The organism is Pontibacterium sp. (genome assembly GCF_964228735.1).
Lineage (GTDB): Bacteria > Pseudomonadota > Gammaproteobacteria > Pseudomonadales > Balneatricaceae > Pontibacterium.
This window is the reverse complement of sequence record NZ_CAXRBQ010000119.1, coordinates 1-18,412: the sequence shown is the minus strand read 5'-3', so window position 1 is coordinate 18,412 and position 18,412 is coordinate 1. Positions and strand designations below refer to the sequence as shown.

The window sequence follows — 18,412 nt, the reverse complement described above, 5'->3', positions numbered from 1 at the left end:
TTAGTAGAATACGCACGGATCATTTACAGCTTTTTGTTGTCTTAGCGGTCTATGGGTAGGTAAGTGGCTCGGGAGTAGGGAACCGGGCCTGATTAGAACATAAGCAAATTACTATTAGCGACGGTATTGATGAAAACACTATTCACATTTTTAATTTTCGCCCTTTCCTTACAAGTTCACGCACAGACCGGCCATATCGCCGACGATGTCTACATTTTTTACCACAGCGGCCCGAGCAACAAATACCGGATCACCGGCCGCGTGCAGAGTGGTGCTCCTGTCACCATTCTGAAAACAGATCCAGGTTCCAAGTACGTTCAGATCCGCACACCCAATGGCAAGGTTGGCTGGGTTGCACCTGATAACGTCGGTAAAGGTCAGAGTATGAGCGTGCGACTGCCTATCCTGGAGAGTGATCTGAAGAAAAGCCGCAGCAAGGTTGAAGAACAGAGCGAGGTAATCAACCAGTTGCAGGCAGAGCTGAACTCGGTTCGCAACGAGCGTCAGGTACTGGCAGACGAGGTTAACGAACTGAAAACAGAGATTAAGTCGCTCAGCTTCCAGATCGAGACCATGGATGAAAGCAACCTGATGCGCTGGTTCACCCACGGCGGTCTGATTGCGTTGGGTGGTGTGATTCTGGGCCTGCTGGTCCGTTCCTTCTCCGGTCGTCGTAAACCGTCCTCTACCTGGTAAAGCCGTTCTCCTTGCCTATATCGTCGGGTATAACAGACTTTCTCTAATGGCTGTTATACCCGCCCCACCTCTGTACATCTTCTGTACAAATCTCGGCTTAAGCTCAGCAAAAATACTCGGAAAAACTGTAAACCCTCCTTTACAGTTCATGAAATGCACAACAGAAAGCCGTGTCAACATGATTTATTTTCATTCACATTTCGCTGTCACGAAGTTGCATTATTTTAATATTGACGTGGATTAGCCATTAGAAATCATACAGTTAGATATCTGTATATTTTTCGACCAAACCAAGTAAAACGCCCGTATTATCAGCCCTGCACTCTCTTGCCCAAATCTTGTCGACAGGTTTATCCACAGGCTTTGGGGAAAATCCCCGAGCCCCTGAAAACATGCGCCGATGCTGCGCTGCACATAAAAATCAGTTGTACTTATGACAATTTCCTTAATGAAAAATTTCTGTGTTGCATTAGCCAATCTAGGGCTTGACGAATGACTCGCCTCTACCAACGTCGATAGGGGAACTAAATGATCTGAATAAACAGATCCAATTGGCTGCTGATTCGCCCTCCATGCTCTAATACTTCTATAGATTTTTGATCAGGGGATTCAGCACAATGAAACGCGTAACCATTTTTGGCCGTCCAGGATGTGGCTTCTGTACTCGCGCTAAGCAGCTTTGTGAAATCAAAGAGTTAAACTTCCGCTACATCGATATATACGCTGAGAATATCAGCAAGGCGGATCTGGAAAAGACGGTGGGTAAGCCGGTCGAAACCGTACCTCAGATTTTTGTTGGCCAGGAACACATCGGTGGATTCACCGAATTTGAACAATACATTGGTCAACAGGGTCTATAATCAGTAATATCGAGTTTGAGATGTGCCACCCGCGCATCGAAATGCCGAATCTGACGACCGGTAATGGCCGGCACTAGGAGCGACATATGCTGATTTTTGCAACTCTACTGGCACTCGCCGCTGGTTATATTGTGTTCCAGATGAGCAAGCCTGCTCAGCGTGAGATGAAACCGATTCGTATCCGCGTCGAAGAGAAACAGCAGCGTCGCCGTCGTTAAGACTTTACGTCGACTACTGAAGTACTCTATCCAGCAAGGGAGCCAGCAGGCTCCCTTTTTAGTGGCTGTAAATTGGCTAAAAGCTAGGATAAATCGGCCTTCCACAACCGATCGGCCAGGCCACCGTTTCGCTCTGTAGGCCGCATCGCAGCTTGCCTGAAGATACGTTCGGTGCCATAAAGTGCCAACGCCTGTTTGGCTCGGGTAATCCCGGTATAGAGCAACTCCCGTGTCAGTACCGGGTTGTCATCCGGTGGCATCAGGAATAGTACCTGTTCGAACTCTGATCCCTGACTTTTATGCACGGTCATCGCAAACACGGTTTCGTGTTCAGGCAAGCGGCTTGGCAATACCGCACGCATCTTACCCGACTGCTCGAACCACACACGCAGGTTGCCCTCTTCGTCCGGCAGGGCGATCCCGATATCACCGTTGTACAGCTCCAGCGCTGAATCATTGCGGGTGATGATCACCGGGCGGCCGCTGTACCAGAGTCCTTCCGACGCCACCAGGCCACGCTTCGCCAGACCGGCACGAATCGTTTCATTTAAGCCCGCCACACCGTAAGGCCCCTCCCGCAGTGCACAAAGCAGCTGCAAACGGCCAAACTGCGCCAAAACATGTTCCGGTACTGCATTTTCTTCCACACAACGCAGGTAGTGACTGTAACCATCCACCGCTCGCTGAATCAGCGCATTGTAGCCCTCACTGGTAAGCAGATTGAGCTCAATATCGTCATATCCCTGGCGTACCACCGCATCGAAACACGCCACATCACCGTTGTTTACGGCGCGTGCCAGGTGGCCAATTCCGCTCTGATCATGAAATCTGTAACTTTTCCGTAAAAAAGCCACAGAATCTGCTATCGGGGATGGATAGTTCTGACAAATCTCATCGGCTGGAATATCACAGAGGGCAGACAGCACCTTCGCCTGTTGCTGCGAATAACCCACCTCACCCGGCCACTGGCAGATATCACCCAGTACACTGCCCGCTTCCACCGAGGCCAACTGGTCGCGGTCACCGATCAGGATCAGGCGGGCCGATTCCGGCAAGGCATCCAGCAAACGCGCCATCATCGGCAGATCAATCATCGACGCCTCGTCCACCACCAGCAGATCCAGATGCAACGGGTTGGCGTTGTTGTGACGGAAGTTGTGACTGTTCGGGATCACGCCCAGCAACCGGTGCAAGGTACTGGCCTCAGAGGGGATCAGCGCACGCTGTTCCATCGAGAGCGGCAACTGACTCACAGCCCCGGCAATCGATTCAGACAGGCGGGCTGCGGCTTTACCCGTTGGCGCCGCCAACTTGATCACCGGATCGCGTCCGGCCTTCAGGCTCTGCTCGCAGATCAATGCCAGCAGTTTGGTCACGGTGGTGGTCTTACCCGTACCCGGACCACCAGAAATTACCGAGAAGCGACGCTGCGCGGCAATTGCCGCAGCCACCCGTTGCCAGTCGGTTTCATTAGGCGTGCGCTTAAACAGACGGTCCAGTCCTGTTTTCAGAGTATCCAGATCCACCTCGGAACCCGCCGCACGTTTGTGCAGATTACCTGCAATCATCACCTCATAGGCCCAGTAGCGATGGAGATAGAGGCGATCGCCATTCAGCACCAACGGTGTGACCTCATCACCCGTGCCGATAATCTGCGACTCCGGCGCCAGTGTAGTGATGCCGTATTCGGCCACCAGTTGTTTCAGTTCCGGCGACAATTCCGGTAAGCGGGATAACACCAGACAGACATGCCCCTGTGCCAGCTCGGCGCTGACCAGTACAGCCGCGAGCACAGCGCGATCGCTCGCGCCTCTCTGTTGCAGGAAGCGGCCAAACTGATAGTCCAGCGGTCGCAGCTCGCCCATATCCACACGGGCTCGCAGTACGGTTAACAGTTCACTCATGCCTCACCTCCCTGCGCAATCTGCTGATCCAGCTGTTCGATAAAGTCCGCCTCCGGACGTACATGGAAGATGCCGTTATCGTCCTGCCCCATGCCACGCAGGAATAGGTAGAATACGCCGCCCATATGCTGCTCGTAGCTGTAATCGGGTATCCGGCTTTGCAACAAACGGTGCAACGCCAGGGTGTAGAGCTGGTACTGCAGGTCGTAGCGGTGGTCAATCATCGCTTCCGCCATCGCTTGCTGGGTATAGGCGTCGTGACGGTCACCCAGGAAGTTGGATTTGTAATCCAGCACGTAATAACGACCGTTGTGCCGGAACACCAAGTCGATAAAACCCTTCAACATCCCAGTGACCTGATCGAAGTTCAGAAATCCCGCCTGCGCGGAGAGAGGGTCATGACTACGGATCAGTTGGTTGAGCGCGCCACAGTCCAAGCCATTAATTGGCAGCATAAACTCCATCTCCACCAGCTTGTTCTCAGAGGAGAGATCCCGCAGCCTGGTAACGTCAACACCGAGATCACTGTCCAACACATCAGCCACCAGGGCCTCCAGTACCGGCGTCCATTCGGTGTCATAACCTTCCAGCGTGAGTCGCTCCTGCAGATACTCGGTGAGCTCTGCACCACCGGCCGTTGGAAAATCCAGGTCTTCAAACACCGCGTGCAGGAAGGTACCGGCGCGCGCGCCTTTGGGAAAACTGAAGATCGACTGTTCCGGTTCGGCAACGGCCACCTCTTCACCCGCCACCTCCAGATCCAGTCCGGGCAGCTCTGGCAGCTGATGCCCACCACCGTGGCTGCTTAGCGCCGAGTAGCTGGTCATCCGCCAGTTGCGGTCGATACGTCCTTTAAACTGACGTACTTCCAATTCAGGCTGCGGTGCGGGTTCCGCAGCAAACAGATCAATCTGCGGCACCGTCTGAGGGGGCTCAATCACGGTAATAGCGGATGACAGCTCCGGCAAGCGTGCTACCGCTTCAGGCAGCTCCCGTCCCTCCTGCAACAACAGGTATCCCAGCGCAGTGCGTTGCAGCTGCTCTTTCTTCTGACCCACCTTCACATCGGCCACGCCCATGTAGCAGGCGTACACGGAACGGGTCAGGGCCACGTAAAGCAGACGCAGATCTTCCGCCAATCGTTCTTCGTCCGCTTTGGCCACCGCTTCGTCGGAGGCCTGCAGGTCCATTACGGTATCGCCGTTGTCATCGTGGTAAAGCGACTGCTTACTGTCCTTCATCGCACAGGGAAATGGCAGGAATACTACCGGGTACTCCAGCCCCTTGGATTTGTGTATTGTCACCAGCGTCACCAGGTTGCGGTCACTCTCCAGGCGCAACTGCTGATCTTCAGCGCTGCCGTTGGGGTTGTTCAGCTTCTCAGCGTACCAACGCAACAGTCCTGCGCTGCCCTCCACTTCGGTACTGGCGGTCTGCAGTAGTTCACCCAGATGCAACAGGTCGGTGAGACGGCGTTCACCGTCGGCACGGGCAAGGATCGCTTCGGAGAGTTTGCGCCGTTGCAGCAGGCGGTGCAGCATCGGCAACACGCCCAGACGCAGCCAGCACTGCTGGTACTCGGTGAATTCAGCGACCGCCGCTTCCCACGCTTTTTCTTCGTGGTTAAGGCGGTCGAGTGCTTCTACGTCCAGCTGCAGAATGGAGGTTGCCAGCGCGGCACGCACAAAGCGTTCGTTCTGTGGTTCCTGTGCCGCCTGCAACAGTAACAGCAGGTCCAGGGCTTCCTGGGTGGAGAACACACTTTCGCGGTTACTCAGGTACACGCACGGGCGCTGGAACTCAGCCAGCGCCTGTCGGATCGCATCCGCCTCGTAACGGTCACGGACCAGTACAGCAATATCTCCCGCTTCCAGGTCACGCTCACCCACCGTAGAATCGCCACTGAGCAGGCGCTCGATCTCAACAGCCGTCGCACGGGCAAAACGGGCGAAGTAGGTGTTGCGGTTGATCGGCTCCTCATCCTCCTCGTGCCAGAAGGTCATCGCCGGAATCTCTTTGCCGCCCACCAACAGCGGTTTCTTATCGGACTTGCCACCGGCATTCACCGACTGGAACTGGATATCCTGCTCGTAGATAAACGGCGCGTTGGCGCTTTCAAACAGACGGTTCACCGACTCCACCATGCGTGAGGTGGAACGCCAGTTGGTATCCAGGGTATACGGCGCCTCGACCTGCCGGCGGGCATGGATATAAGTAAAGATATCTGCGCCACGGAAGGCGTAGATCGCCTGTTTTGGGTCACCGATCATCACCAGTCCGGGCCGGTACTCAGCGGTCGATACTTTCCCCTCCTGAGCACCGTAGATCCGGCTGAAGATGCGGTACTGCATCGGGTCGGTATCTTGGAACTCATCGATCAGCGCCAGTGGGAACTGATTGCGGATCGCACCGGCCAGCAGACCGGACTGGTCGTTACTGAGCGCTCGGTCCAGGTTGATCAGCAGGTCATCAAAGGTCAGCAGGTTGTGTTGCTGCTTATGCTGATCAAAGCGTGAACGCACATCTCGGTAGGCCCGGGCCAACATAATCTCACGCACCGGTACCTGCGCTTCCAGCAGCTCTTCAATCAGGCGGAACAGTTCGTGCTCCGGTGGATTGCCCTTCGGCGATTTCTCATACAGGCGGGACTGCTGGAACCGCTCCATTACCTCCAACAGTTTCTTATCCAACACGCTGCTATCCGATTCGGCAAATTCACCGATTTTGGCTAGCCAGTTGGGTAGCAGGTTCTTACGGTAGCTCTGTTTGCTGACGCCAGAATCACGGATCAATGCTTCGAGATCGGTTTCATCACTAAGCCAGAGGGATTTGAAACGCGTTAAGAGGCTCAGGAACTGCTCAAACAGTTTGCCCAGATCCTGATCCGAGAGGTCCGGCTGCAGACGCAGCTCAGGCGAACTCCAGAATCCACTCAGGTCCCGGCTTAGGTCCACCGGCGTTTTCCACAGATGCAGAACGGCAGAGGCGATCCCCGCCTGCATGCGGTAGATCTCAGCTCGCCAGAAATCCATCACCGCCTGATTGAGCAGGCGCTGGGAATCCTGGGTCAGTTCGGTTTCGAACAGCGCCCCACTCTCAAAGGCGTGGCGCTTGAGCATACGCTGACAGAAACCGTGGATGGTAAAGATCGCTGCTTCATCCATCTGCTGGGCCGCCTGCTCCAGCAGTTTTATTGCGCTGTCTTTGTCTTCAACTTCATCGGTCAAAGCCTGCAGCAGTGGTTCTTTGATGGGATGGCCATTGAGCGCCAGCATAAAGGCCTGACGTGCTTCAGCGATACGTACACGGATACGGTCGCGCAGCTCTTCGGTGGCGGCTTCGGTGAAGGTCACCACCAGAATCTGGTCGGGGCCGAGGGGTTGTACGGGGCCCTCTTCACCATGGCCCAGCAGCAGGCGCAGATAGAGTGCGGTGATGGTGTAGGTCTTACCGGTACCGGCGCTGGCCTCAATCAGGCGCATGCCGTGTAGCGGGAACATTAATGGCTGCAGTGGAATCAGATCACTCATATCCTTTTATTCCTTTCCCTCTTCCACCCACGACATGATCGGCGACAGCACCTGATCCACCAACGGTATAAGCCCCGGTTCAAAAGCGCTGTAATGCGGGTAGACACGGCGCAGGTACGGATCTTCAATGGCACCATAGCTGTTAAAGCCGCCTTCAAAGCGGGTTTGCGCCTTGATACGCGCTTTATCTTCACCCTTGGCCAGCTCGGCCAGGTAAGCCCAGCCCACACCCGGTTCGAATGGCAGCGGTCGCTGTTGCCCCTCCAGATAGAGTTTCACCAGCGTTTCCAGCTGCAGGATCGCTTCAGCACGTACCAACGGTTTATAGGTCAGTTGCGCTGACAAACCACGGTGAACGGTGCCTTTGGTTTCCGGGAAACAGGCGCAGGCCGCCAGGTGTTCGATCCAGCCAAACAGGCGATCGTAGCCCTGTACCTGGGCCGGACGGTAACGCAGCAAAGTGTTGCCATACCAGCCATCCTGCCAGCCGGTGATGCGCAGCTGGGGGAAGCTTGGCAATTTTATGCGGATCTCGCGGCGATGCGGAGTTTCCGGCATCAACGGTTCCAGCTTTTCCGCCAGCTCCACACAATCTTTACGTACTTTGCTCAGGCTCTGATATCCGCTGTGTCCCACCGGCAACAAGCCTTCGGCCTGAATCCAGGCATCCACTTCATCCAGCGGTTCATTGGCCAGCGCCGCTTGCAGGTATCGCTGCTTCAGCTGGTAGTCATCCAGTCCTTCCACCTTAAACGGTTCGTCATCTTCTGCGCCCGATTCGCGGGTTTCAAAGTGCACCTTCAACCTCTGGGTAAAGAAATAACGGCACGGGTTACGGAAGAAGCGCAGCAGGTCGGCCAGTTCCAGCTCGACCGGCATTTCACTGTCCAGCGTGTTGGTGACAAAACTTGGCGGCGGTTGCTGCTCGGCTGATGCAGCCACCAGCCATTCGCTGGCAAAACTGAAATACCCGCTGTCCTTTTGGAAGTAATCCACGCTGAACGGTGCCAGGGGATGTTCGGTCAGCAAACCCTGCTTGAGCGCCTCGGCACTGCTGTCCATATCCTGTTCGATACAGTTGGGCAACACATAGGCCTGCGCCAAGTATTCAACCAGTTCGCTGACCAGCACCGACGGTACTTTCTCGGTGTTGTCGTGGATGGAACGCGCTACATAACTGATATACAGCTTTTCCCGCGCCGACAGGACGGCCTCGAGGAACAAGTAGCGGTCATCATCCCGGCGGGAACGGTCACCGCGACGTGGCTGATCCGCCATCAGGTCAAAACCGATCGGCGGCAAGGTGCGTGGATAGTCACCGTCGTTCATACCCAGCAGACACACCACCCGGAACGGAATGGAACGCATCGGCATCAGGGTACAGAAGTTAACGGAACCTATCATAAAGCGCTGACTGGAGCGGGCATTGTTGAGGCCGTTATTGAGGTAGTCGCACAGGATCTCGATCGACAACGGCGCCGACCACCCCGCGTCACTGATCTGCTCCTGCAGTTGTGCCAGCACCTTACGGACCTGGTCCAGCGCCACCTCATCCAGCTCATCCGGCTGGTAGGCACGCTCAAGCAGGCTGTTGATCAATTCGATCCAGGCTTCCGGCGTTTGCTCAGCGTTGAACTGCTCCGCACAGAAGCTGAGCAGGTCGACAAAGTCCGCCAGCTTACCCAACAGATCCGCTTCCAGACCTTCCACTTCACCGTACGGGGCGATACCGGACCACAGCTCTTCACTGTCGCCCAATGCGTATCCGGCCAGCATACGCTGCAAACCAAACTGCCAGCTATTCTGCTCAAACTCCGGCAGGTCCCACTGCTGACGCTGATTGCTGTCCAGTCCCCAGCGGATATTCACCTCGGCCACCCAATGGCGGATGCGGTGAAAACCGTCCTGATCCAATCCGAAGCGACGCATCACCGCCGGTACTTCCAGCAGTTCCAGCACCTCGGAGACAGTCATGCGGCTGTTGGCCAGGGCGATAAAACGCAGGAAACTCTGCAGCAGCGGGTTCTCCTGTTGCGCGGAGCGGTCAGAGATGGAGAACGGGATATAACGCTCGGGCGGTGCATTACCAAATACCGCATCGATATACGGTGCGTAGCTGGCCACATCCGGCATCATCACTATGACATCTCGCGGCGAAATCTCCGCATTTTCTTCAAACATCGCCAGCAACTGATCGTGCAGTACTTCCACTTCACGCAGAGGACTGTGACAGCCGTGCAACTGAATAGAACGGTCGCCTCCGGCAATCGGGGTTTTGTGGTGACTGCGAAGGAAACCATCGGGCTGGGTGGGGAAGCGGGCACGGTCATCCAGTTCCAGGATATCCGCCTGCATCTGCAACAGCAGACTGTCGCGATCGATATCCACAAAGGCTTCGATCTCCGGCGATTTCAGCTCCTGCAGCTGTACCAGATAGTCGCGGCCCAACTTACCCATCGACGCCAGCAGCGGATTGCCGTGTTCGAAGTAAGTGCTCATATCGGTGCCCGGTTTATCAAACCAGCTCCGATTGAGCTTGGCGATCTGCGCCTGGTCCAGAATCTCACCCCAGTAGTAACGACAGGGATTGGTTACCATCAGGTGTACATCGATCTTCTGCCCCATCGCATGCAGGGCTTCCAGATAGTTTTGCGGCAGCGCGGAGATACCAAACACAAAAAGTCTTGTCGGTAGGCCCGTGTTGTCTCCGCTTCGACCCAAAGCGTTCACAAACTCAGAAAACATATTGGCGCGATGCCAGTGGGCCTGGCCAAATTCTTGGGTGCGATTCACCAATCCACGCCACAAGATCGGCTGCCACGGCTGGCTATCCGAAGCCATGTTGCCACCCTGCTCCCAATCGGCGATCCAGTCGGGACGGTATACCAGGTATTGGTCAAAGGTATCGGCGATCTTGCCGCACAGCTGGTAAAGCTTAAAGTTACCCTGATCGGCGGCCAGGTAACGCTCCAGATCACTGAATTCCGGTTGGCTTAGCTGGGCGGGCAGGATCTCCATCAGCTTCCAGGTCATCGCCTCCTTGTTAAAGGCGGAACGTTCCGGCACGCCCTCCAACACTTCGGAGAAACTTTTCCAAAGAAAGGAGGCAGGCAGCGGAAAATCGATACTGGCGGCGATGCCCTGTGCCTGAGCCAGCTCCAGTTTGAGCCACTGGGCCATGCCGGGGCTTTGTACCAGAATGGTTTCCTGGGCGAAGGGATCGGTCAGCGGATCACGCTTGATCAGTTCAACCAGCAGATCCTTGAGCACATCCAGTGCGTTCGAGTGATATATGCGAAACATTACCTTTTCCTGATCAGATCCATCACCGTAAAGGCGCTATGCGCGAAACTGATGTTTGATCCTGAAGGATGGAATTCATGAAGTCCAGATCGACTTAATCTGAAAGCACAGCGTTGTCATCAAACTGTCGTTTGAATTTGAAATAGTAGCGGCCCGCGTCAATCGAACCGAAGTATGAACGATGAAGATTCAGTGCGTTGAAGTCATTGATTGCACCCATAGCGATGACTGGTACAGCCCTACTGCTACAGCAAGCATCCAACTACCGGCAACACCGGTTGCAATGAAATCAGTTGATGAGAAGCCGGTGATTACTAAAGCAGACCAGCGCATGTCTGCCAATCAGGCGTGTTACGGCGTGGCGGAACCAGTACCACCCGGTCCGCTAGAATCGTCAGCCGGGGGTAGCTCATCGAATCCGTTTTCTTTGGTCCAGTAGCTACGTCCTTCCTCAACACGCACCACACCATCAAAGCGTTGTTGCAGGTACTCCACCGCCTCTTCCAGGGTGTCGAGATTGCACAGAATTACGCCGCCGCGATCGTTGTGAGTTGAGAATAGGAAACTTTTCATGACACCCCCTTGGTTGAGGCGCTAATGATGACGAGAGGGGGGCGACCGGGTCAAGCCCAATTTCTTCAAAGGCTCTTCAAAATAGCTGCTGTAAAAACTGCGCTTCCAGCCAATCGGCCACCGCTGGTTGTTTTGCCAAATCCAAAACAAACTCCTGTCCGCGGGCGGCAGCCTGCAACTGCACCTGTTCCCCACCCCGATTCCAGCGCCATGGCTGGCGGTGATAGCTGAGCGCGGTCTCAAAATCATCCGGGTAGAACGCTTTTGACAGCGTCCAGTGGGTGCGGTTTTCACCCGGTGTGGTCAGCTGCAGTGCCTGACTGTACTGCGGAAACATCCCAAAGCCTGGTAATCCCGTGGAACGCCCATTAAGCACAAGCTGCTCGCTCGGTAGGTAGATCGTGTTGAACTGATAGTCCTTCTGCATATGCGGGTGATTCGCCAGCTGAGGATAACGAGCCAGGACTGCTTCATTATCCGGCAACGAAGGCTTGAGGATCTCCCCTACCTGCATCCAACCAAAGATCTGATGGATATCCGGTGCGCCTTTGACGAACTGGATTTTACCTTTCACCCTTTCGGTCTGACGGTACCAGCCAAAGAATAGAAACAGATCTCCTTTGCCCACACCTTCCTGTTCCAGATGGCGCTGAGCGGCGCCAAACTGACCAAAGGCAGGCACCCAGTTCCTGCTGTCCTTAAGCAGGGATCGATCTATATCCGGGTCCAGGTGACAACCACCCCGCCACTGCTTACCGCCCAGCTGCTTGATCAGGCTGGAGAGGCTCTGCTTGCCCGCCATCAGCTCGGAATACTTGATCGGCGCATCCGACTGCGGAATCGGCAGGGAGAGCAAACGGCCATCCGGCAGAATCGGACTGGGCAATCCGCCTGCGCTGGAGTCGGTACCTTTACGGCTGAGGATCAACTTCATAAAAAATCAGGTTAAACGGTTGCCATCGCTTTGGCTTTGCGGTCCATCAGGTACACCACCGCTACGGCCCAAAGTACAACCGGCAGCATCATCCAGTTCATGGTGAACCAGCCCAAGGAAGCTTCCAGCCAACCGGAGGTCAGTGCCGACAGGGTCACCACACCAAATACCAGGAACTCGTTGGCCGCCTGGGATTTGGCTTTTTCGGCCGGCTTGTAGGTACCGGTCAGCAGTTGGGTGGCCGGAATAAACATAAAGTTCCAACCTACACCCAGCAGCAACAGAGCGATAAAGAAGTGCCACTCGCTGGTGCCGGTCATATTGATGGCAATACAGCCAACAAACAGCGCTGCACCGCAGTAGATAATTGGTTTGATGCCAAAACGGTTAACCAGCGATCCGGTGAAGAAGGACGGCAGGAACATGCCCAGCACGTGCCATTCGATCACGTTGGCCACGGTGCTGAACTCGTAGCCACAACGCTGCATCGCCAGCGGTGTGGCTGTCATCAGCAGGTTCATCACGGCGTAGCCCACCATGCCCGCCACTACGGCACTGATAAAGTCGGGTTGGGCCAGAATTTCACGGATAGGCCGGGTCGGACCGTGGTGCTCATCACCACTGGCAGCAGGAATTCGGATCAGACTCAGCAACACCAGCGCGATGATATAGAGGATCAACAGACCTACAAAGGCACCCTGGAACGGGATAGCTTCGATCCATTCCTGGCTTGAGACTGCCAGTTGAGGACCAGCCACGGCAGCGAGGACACCACCGGCCATCACCATGGAGATTGCACGGTTCTTCTGCTCCGGTGCGCACACCTCCACCGCAGCAAAGCGGTACAGGGTGCCAAACCCAATGCCAATCCCCAGCAGGAAAGTGCCTGCGCAGAACAGACCGAACTGCGCGCCGTTCAGCGCCAGAATACAGGCCAGCGCACCGCTGATACCAATACTGTTGCCAAGGTAGAAGCCGTTCTTGCGGCCGATCCGTTTCATGATCAGCGAGGCGGGAATGGTTGCTGCCATCAGGCCAACAAACTGCATCGCCACCGGCAGGGTGATCAGCGCATCGCTGGGTGCCAAATCACGCCCAATCAGCGCCGTCACCGACACCAGTAAAACATTACCGGTGGTCAGCAGCGCCTGGCACAATGCCAGCAGCACAACATTGATATTCACAGATACTACCTCTCGAAATCCGTTTCCTGCTCGTAAGACGGTGAGGCAAGAAATTTATGTGTGAAAGCGAAATTGAGCGTTATGAGCGCAGGCTAGACAAGGCAAAAAGGCCCGAAATAGCGCAGTTTACATAGAGTAAATAAGCATATTGAGGGCCTTTTTAACGCCGTATAGCCAAGCGCAATAGCTCACATTTCGTTTTCTACAGAGCCAGGATATCGATCATCTCCGGCATCTTTTCAGCCTGTGGCTCTTTGCCCTCGTTCGGGTCGAAGAAGTTGGTTACGCTGTCGCCAGCGATGCCATGGGCGTACCCCATCTGCAGCTCTTTGAAGTTGAACAGCTCAGTATCCGCCAGGTGGGACGGTACAACGTGCTGCAGGGAGCGGAACATGGTTTCGATACGGCCCGGGTGGGTTTTGTCCCAACCGTTAAGCATCTCTTTGATCACCTGACGCTGCAGGTTCTCCTGCGAACCGCAGAGGTTACATGGGATGATCGGGAACTCTTTCAGCTCACCGTACTCCGCAATGTCTTTCTCACGCGCGTAAGACAGCGGGCGGATCACCATATTCTTACCGTCGTCGGAGACCAGCTTCGGTGGCATCGCTTTCAGCTTGCCGCCGTAGAACATGTTGAGGAAGAAGGTTTCCAGGATATCGTCGCGGTGGTGACCCAGTGCGATCTTGTTGGCACCGATCTTTTCCGCAAAGCCGTACAGGGTGCCACGACGCAAGCGAGAGCAAAGACCACAGGTGGTTTTACCCTCTGGCACCACCTCTTTGACAATGGAGTAGGTATCACGCTCGATGATGTGGAACTCCACACCAATCGATTCCAGGTATTCCGGCAGGATATGCTCCGGGAAACCCGGCTGTTTCTGGTCCAGATTGACCGCCACAATCTCAAAGCTGATCGGCGCACTCTTCTGCAGGTTCATCAGGATGTCGAGCATGGCATAGGAGTCTTTGCCACCCGACAAACACACCATCACCTTGTCGCCATCTTCGATCATGTTGAAGTCTTCAATGGCGCGGCCCACTTCACGGCGCAGACGTTTCTGCAGCTTGTTGATGCGGACTTTGATTTTCTTTTCGGGTGATTCTACAGCGGCGGATTCGGTCATTTCTGGATCGGTCTGAAACGTTCAAAATTGGAAGGCGCGGATTATAGCGCAGTTCCCGCCTGTCAGCGACGAAAGAATTGAACGCTTTTTGATCAGATCAGCGATTTTTTCGCCAGTTGATTTCGTGTGCCGTTTGCGGCCCCACAATCACCTGCTCCAGCGTTTTCGGCATGATGGCGAAACCGGCTTGAACCATTATTCGCCCACCCATCACTTCAGCCTGAGCCTGCGGGATCAGCGGTTTTTGATGCGGGTGGGCGTAGCCCTCCGGCCATAGCGGCAGGTTGGTCTCCAGATCGTATTTGTCGGTCGCTCCCAGGGTGTGCATCAGCTCGTGCATCGCCACCATATTGTTGCGCCCCTGATAGTCCACATGGGCGTAGCCGTTAACCAGACCGATCATCCCCTTCTGCAGGCCCAGGGAGTGCTCCAGAACGTGTCGGTTGCTGGGTGAGAAGAAGCGCATGTAGATCCGGATATCCGGATTGGGGCCATCCCAGCTGTCGTTTTGCCAGGACCAGAAGCGCATCTGCAGACTCCAGAGCACATTCATCAACAGGCTGGGATTCTCAGGCACCTCCGGCGGCTGGACATTAACGATCGGCGCCAGCTTTACCTCAAGGGGCTGGTCGATACCGATGCCGTAACGCTGTGCTTCCCGCTGCAGGAACAGCTCCATATCCTCAAAGTGCTCTTCGCTCAGCGCGGCCACGTACTGCCCCGTATCCTGCCGTCCATCGGCATTGATCGGATACACCACCACCCAGAGTGGCTCCTGCCAGTCGGTCACACGCACGATCGACAACCAGGTGTTCAACGCAACCATCAGCAGGAGCAGCAGAAGAAAAGTAATACGGAGTTTTCGGAAGGTATCGCTATTGATCATTCAGACATCTTCCATGTCAGGAGCGAATTTCGAAACAGTTCAGGCGACGAGCAACATCAGTACTGCGTACCTGGCTGCCTTGCCGAGGGTAATCATCAGCATAGACAACCAGACGCCTCCCCGCAGCCAACCGGCGATAAAACAGAGGGGATCACCCACGATGGGCAACCAGGACAGCAACAGCGCCATCGGTCCCCAGCGTTCAAGCCAACGCTGGGCGCGTTGGTGTTCCGGTTTTTCCAGCGCTTTCAGCGGGTATCGGATCGCCAGAAGCCAGCCCATCACAAAGGTGATAATACCACCCAGTGCGTTACCGGATGTGACCGCAAAAAACAGAGGAAGTGCCGCATAGCTTTCGTTGTAAAGCATCCAGCCGAAGAGGGCTTCCGAACCACCCGGCAGCAAGGTCGCCGAGATGAGGCCGCTGAGGAACAGTCCAAACAGCGTCGCTTCAGCACCCATCTCCATCATCAGCCGATACCGCCCTTACAATTGCAGACCGGCTTTTACGCAGCGCAGGATGCCCATCTCGTAGACACCGGCCAGCGCTTCGTACACCGGTTTCAGCGCGTTGCCGTATTCCCGCTGACATTCGTGGATCACCTGCTCGATATGGCGCAGCTCCGCATCGGGCAGTTCAACCACATCGTTCATCTCCAGTTGCCCCTGGCTTATACCGTGGGCCAAGTGGTTGTAGATCACCTTGGCCGACAGCTTTTGTTGCAGGGCGATCTGTTCGGTGGTCATGCCGGAGCGGAACAGCATGATCGACTGTTCTACCTGGGCATCCAGGTCTACCGGCTCGTTGACTTCGTGCTCTTCGATCACGGCAATAAACTGGTCGCCGTACAGATCCAGCTTACGCTGCCCCACACCGTTGAGGCGCTTGAACTGCTCATGGCTGAGGGGACGGTACATCACCATCTCCATCAGCGTGGCATCGTGGAAGATCACATACGGCGGTAGATCCTGGTCATCCGCCAGTTCCTTACGTTTGGCTTTGAGGGCATTCCACAGGGCGTAATCTTCCGCTTCCAGCTTGTTCTGCGGTACCTGTTTGCGATCGTAGCGGCTCTGCTTGCGCTGATCCTTACGCAGTTCGAGGGACTCTTCACCCTTCAGTACCGGACGGCATTTCTCGGTCAGCTGCAGCACACCGTGCCCTTCCGCATCTACGCGCAGATAACCGCGGGCCACCAGCTGGCGAAACACCGAACGCCACTGTTTCTTGTCCAGTTCCTTACCGATACCAAAGGTGGTGAGTTTGTCGTGGCCCAGTTGCACCACTCGATCCACCTTATTACCGATCAGGGTTTCAATCACATAGGTCACACCGTAACGCTGACCGGTACGGTACACCGCCGACAGTGCCTTGCGCGCCGCTTCGGTGCCATCCCAGACCGGAACGGGCTCCAGACAGGTATCGCAGTTACCGCACGGTTCGTGGTTGTTTTCGCCAAAGTACGCCAGCAACGCCTGACGACGGCAGCTGGTGATCTCACACAATCCCAGCATCGCTTCCAGTTTCTGGCGCTCCACCTGTTTGTGCATATCGCTGGCCTGGGATCCTTCCAGCATCTGGCGCAGGAAGATCACATCCTGCAGACCGTACACCATCCAGGCATCGGCCGCCTGACCATCACGGCCGGCACGGCCGGTCTCCTGATAGTAGGCTTCCACGCTCTTTGGCAGATCCAGGTGAGCGACAAAGCGCACGTTGGGTTTATCGATCCCCATGCCAAACGCAATGGTCGCCACCATCACAATCCCCTCTTCGTTGAGGAAACGGTGCTGGTTATGGTTGCGCAGCTCTGACGGTAACCCCGCGTGGTAAGGCAAGGCTTCAAAACCCTTCTCATGCAGCCACTCGGCGGTCTCTTCCACCCGTTTGCGGGACAGGCAGTAAACCACACCCGCATCTTTCGGATGTTCGTCTTTTAGGAACTTCAGCAGCTGCTCTTTGGCGCGATCTTTCTGGCCGATGCGGTAGCGGATATTGGGGCGGTCAAAGCCACGGATAAAACGCTGGGCATCGGTCAGCTCAAGGCGATTGATGATCTCCTGGCGGGTGCACTCATCGGCAGTCGCCGTCAGGGCGATACGAGGTACACCGGGAAAACGCTCACGCAACTTAAACAGCTGCAGATATTCCGGGCGGAAGTCATGCCCCCACTGGGAGACACAGTGCGCTTCATCGATCGCAAACAGACCGATCTGACATTCGGACAGCAGGTCCAGCGTGCGGGCCTGCAGCAGACGTTCCGGTGCGATATAGAGCAGATCCAACTGACCGGCACGGATCTGGTGCTCGGTTTCAGCAATCACGGAATAATCGAGGGAGGAGTTGAGGCAACCGGCGCGGATGCCCCACTGGGACAGGGCTGAGACCTGATCCTGCATCAGTGCGATCAGCGGTGACACAATCACCGCCACACCCGGTCGGATCAGCGCAGGCAGCTGATAACAAAGCGATTTACCACCGCCGGTAGGCATTACGACCAGTGTATCCTGCCCGTTCAGCAAGGTTTCGATCACCTCCGCCTGGGGTGTCCGAAACTGCTCATAGCCAAAAACGTCTTGCAGGAGTTGCAGTGCCCTATCCATCATGGGGCGGCATTATCCGCTAACACTAAGCTACTGTCATCAACGATTCATCCCACCAGCAGCTATATTTCTTCAAATAAGGCTGCTATTACGCGGTTTTCCGGCTAGAATCGCACCTGTAATTTACTTGACGGGATGTTGCAATGAACGCACTGACTCACGCTGAACTGTCCGACGCTGAACTGGACGAACTGGAGGACTTCCTCTACTCCGACGCTGTATCTGAAGATTCTCTGGATCTGGTAGGCGTGCACGGGTTGTTCACTGCCTGCAACATCAGCCCAAAAGCCGTCTCCGAACAGGAGTGGAGCGAACTGGTCTTTGACGGTGCGCCAACCTGGGATTCCCAGGAACAGCACGACCGTATCATGGAAATGCTGCGTCGCCTGTACAAGATGATCAACAGCAACCTGTACAGCGATCAGGAGATTGATCTGCCGTGCGAGCTGACCCTGATCCCGGACGAAGACGAAGATATGTCCGGCCTGACTTGGTGGGCACAGGCGTTCATGGAAGGTGTGTTCATGAACGAAGAAGCCTGGTTCAACCATCAGGAAGAGGAAACCGTTGCTGAACTGATGTTGCCAATCATGA

At 55.4% G+C, this 18,412-nt stretch carries 14 protein-coding genes; 4 read left to right on the top strand and 10 right to left on the bottom strand.

Annotated features, from left to right (window positions below; all coding sequences use genetic code 11):
* The first annotated feature begins 129 nt into the window (after positions 1-129).
* The 3 genes from ACEQ15_RS13555 (at position 130) to ACEQ15_RS13545 (ending at position 1,774) form a co-directional block, all read left to right on the top strand.
* Positions 130-696 carry a TIGR04211 family SH3 domain-containing protein gene (locus ACEQ15_RS13555; RefSeq protein WP_370279744.1) on the top strand — a complete coding sequence of 189 codons (567 nt, stop codon included), beginning with the start codon at positions 130-132 and terminating at the stop codon, positions 694-696.
* A 617-nt stretch (positions 697-1,313) separates the two neighbouring features.
* Positions 1,314-1,556, top strand: a complete 243-nt coding sequence (locus ACEQ15_RS13550) for a GrxA family glutaredoxin (RefSeq protein WP_370279743.1) — start codon at positions 1,314-1,316, stop codon at positions 1,554-1,556.
* An 86-nt stretch (positions 1,557-1,642) separates the two neighbouring features.
* On the top strand, positions 1,643-1,774 hold the full coding sequence (locus tag ACEQ15_RS13545; RefSeq protein ID WP_370279742.1) for a hypothetical protein: 132 nt from the start codon (positions 1,643-1,645) through the stop codon (positions 1,772-1,774).
* Between the two features lie 83 nt (positions 1,775-1,857).
* On the opposite strand, the gene recD is transcribed toward ACEQ15_RS13545, so the two are convergent.
* The 10 genes from recD to recQ all read right to left on the bottom strand — a co-directional run bounded on the left by recD (position 1,858) and on the right by recQ (position 17,821).
* Positions 1,858-3,678: an exodeoxyribonuclease V subunit alpha gene (gene recD / locus ACEQ15_RS13540; RefSeq protein ID WP_370279741.1), complete on the bottom strand. Its 1,821-nt coding sequence runs from the start codon at positions 3,676-3,678 to the stop codon at positions 1,858-1,860.
* Positions 3,675-7,208, bottom strand: coding sequence for an exodeoxyribonuclease V subunit beta (gene recB / locus ACEQ15_RS13535; protein ID WP_370279740.1), 3,534 nt, complete (start codon positions 7,206-7,208; stop codon positions 3,675-3,677). Before recB ends, recD begins: the two co-directional genes overlap by 4 nt.
* A 6-nt stretch (positions 7,209-7,214) precedes the next feature.
* Positions 7,215-10,511: an exodeoxyribonuclease V subunit gamma gene (gene recC / locus ACEQ15_RS13530; RefSeq protein WP_370279739.1), complete on the bottom strand. Its 3,297-nt coding sequence runs from the start codon at positions 10,509-10,511 to the stop codon at positions 7,215-7,217.
* 351 nt (positions 10,512-10,862) lie between these two features.
* Entirely contained in the window at positions 10,863-11,084 is a 222-nt protein-coding gene (locus tag ACEQ15_RS13525) for a hypothetical protein (RefSeq protein WP_370279738.1), read from the bottom strand.
* Between the two features lie 76 nt (positions 11,085-11,160).
* Complete coding sequence (locus tag ACEQ15_RS13520; protein ID WP_370279737.1) at positions 11,161-12,018, bottom strand: hypothetical protein; 858 nt, start codon at positions 12,016-12,018, stop codon at positions 11,161-11,163.
* 11 nt (positions 12,019-12,029) lie between these two features.
* Positions 12,030-13,202, bottom strand: coding sequence for an MFS transporter (locus ACEQ15_RS13515; RefSeq protein WP_370279736.1), 1,173 nt, complete (start codon positions 13,200-13,202; stop codon positions 12,030-12,032).
* Positions 13,203-13,404: 202 nt separating this feature from the next.
* The gene (ttcA, locus tag ACEQ15_RS13510) at positions 13,405-14,328 is read right to left on the bottom strand and encodes a tRNA 2-thiocytidine(32) synthetase TtcA (protein WP_370279735.1); all 924 of its coding nucleotides are present in this window, start codon (positions 14,326-14,328) and stop codon (positions 13,405-13,407) included.
* Between the two features lie 97 nt (positions 14,329-14,425).
* Positions 14,426-15,214: a hypothetical protein gene (locus ACEQ15_RS13505; protein WP_370279734.1), complete on the bottom strand. Its 789-nt coding sequence runs from the start codon at positions 15,212-15,214 to the stop codon at positions 14,426-14,428.
* A 39-nt stretch (positions 15,215-15,253) separates the two neighbouring features.
* On the bottom strand, positions 15,254-15,685 hold the full coding sequence (locus tag ACEQ15_RS13500; protein WP_370279733.1) for a YqaA family protein: 432 nt from the start codon (positions 15,683-15,685) through the stop codon (positions 15,254-15,256).
* Positions 15,686-15,700: 15 nt separating this feature from the next.
* Positions 15,701-17,821 carry a DNA helicase RecQ gene (recQ, locus tag ACEQ15_RS13495; protein WP_370279732.1) on the bottom strand — a complete coding sequence of 707 codons (2,121 nt, stop codon included), beginning with the start codon at positions 17,819-17,821 and terminating at the stop codon, positions 15,701-15,703.
* Positions 17,822-17,961: 140 nt separating this feature from the next.
* Here recQ and ACEQ15_RS13490 point away from each other — a divergent pair.
* Positions 17,962-18,412 (top strand): UPF0149 family protein (locus tag ACEQ15_RS13490; protein WP_370279731.1); only part of this gene is annotated, 451 nt, incomplete at its 3' end.

Excerpts from the sequence above, each read along its gene's own strand:
- ACEQ15_RS13555 (WP_370279744.1), top strand. The coding sequence starts at position 130 with ATGAAAACACTATTCACATTTTTAATTTTCGCCCTTTCCTTACAAGTT.
- ACEQ15_RS13550 (WP_370279743.1), top strand. The coding sequence starts at position 1,314 with ATGAAACGCGTAACCATTTTTGGCCGTCCAGGATGTGGCTTCTGTACT.
- ACEQ15_RS13545 (WP_370279742.1), top strand. The coding sequence starts at position 1,643 with ATGCTGATTTTTGCAACTCTACTGGCACTCGCCGCTGGTTATATTGTG.
- recD (WP_370279741.1), bottom strand. The coding sequence starts at position 3,678 with ATGAGTGAACTGTTAACCGTACTGCGAGCCCGTGTGGATATGGGCGAG.
- recB (WP_370279740.1), bottom strand. The coding sequence starts at position 7,208 with ATGAGTGATCTGATTCCACTGCAGCCATTAATGTTCCCGCTACACGGC.
- recC (WP_370279739.1), bottom strand. The coding sequence starts at position 10,511 with ATGTTTCGCATATATCACTCGAACGCACTGGATGTGCTCAAGGATCTG.
- ACEQ15_RS13525 (WP_370279738.1), bottom strand. The coding sequence starts at position 11,084 with ATGAAAAGTTTCCTATTCTCAACTCACAACGATCGCGGCGGCGTAATT.
- ACEQ15_RS13520 (WP_370279737.1), bottom strand. The coding sequence starts at position 12,018 with ATGAAGTTGATCCTCAGCCGTAAAGGTACCGACTCCAGCGCAGGCGGA.
- ttcA (WP_370279735.1), bottom strand. The coding sequence starts at position 14,328 with ATGACCGAATCCGCCGCTGTAGAATCACCCGAAAAGAAAATCAAAGTC.
- ACEQ15_RS13505 (WP_370279734.1), bottom strand. The coding sequence starts at position 15,214 with ATGATCAATAGCGATACCTTCCGAAAACTCCGTATTACTTTTCTTCTG.
- ACEQ15_RS13500 (WP_370279733.1), bottom strand. The coding sequence starts at position 15,685 with ATGATGGAGATGGGTGCTGAAGCGACGCTGTTTGGACTGTTCCTCAGC.
- recQ (WP_370279732.1), bottom strand. The coding sequence starts at position 17,821 with ATGATGGATAGGGCACTGCAACTCCTGCAAGACGTTTTTGGCTATGAG.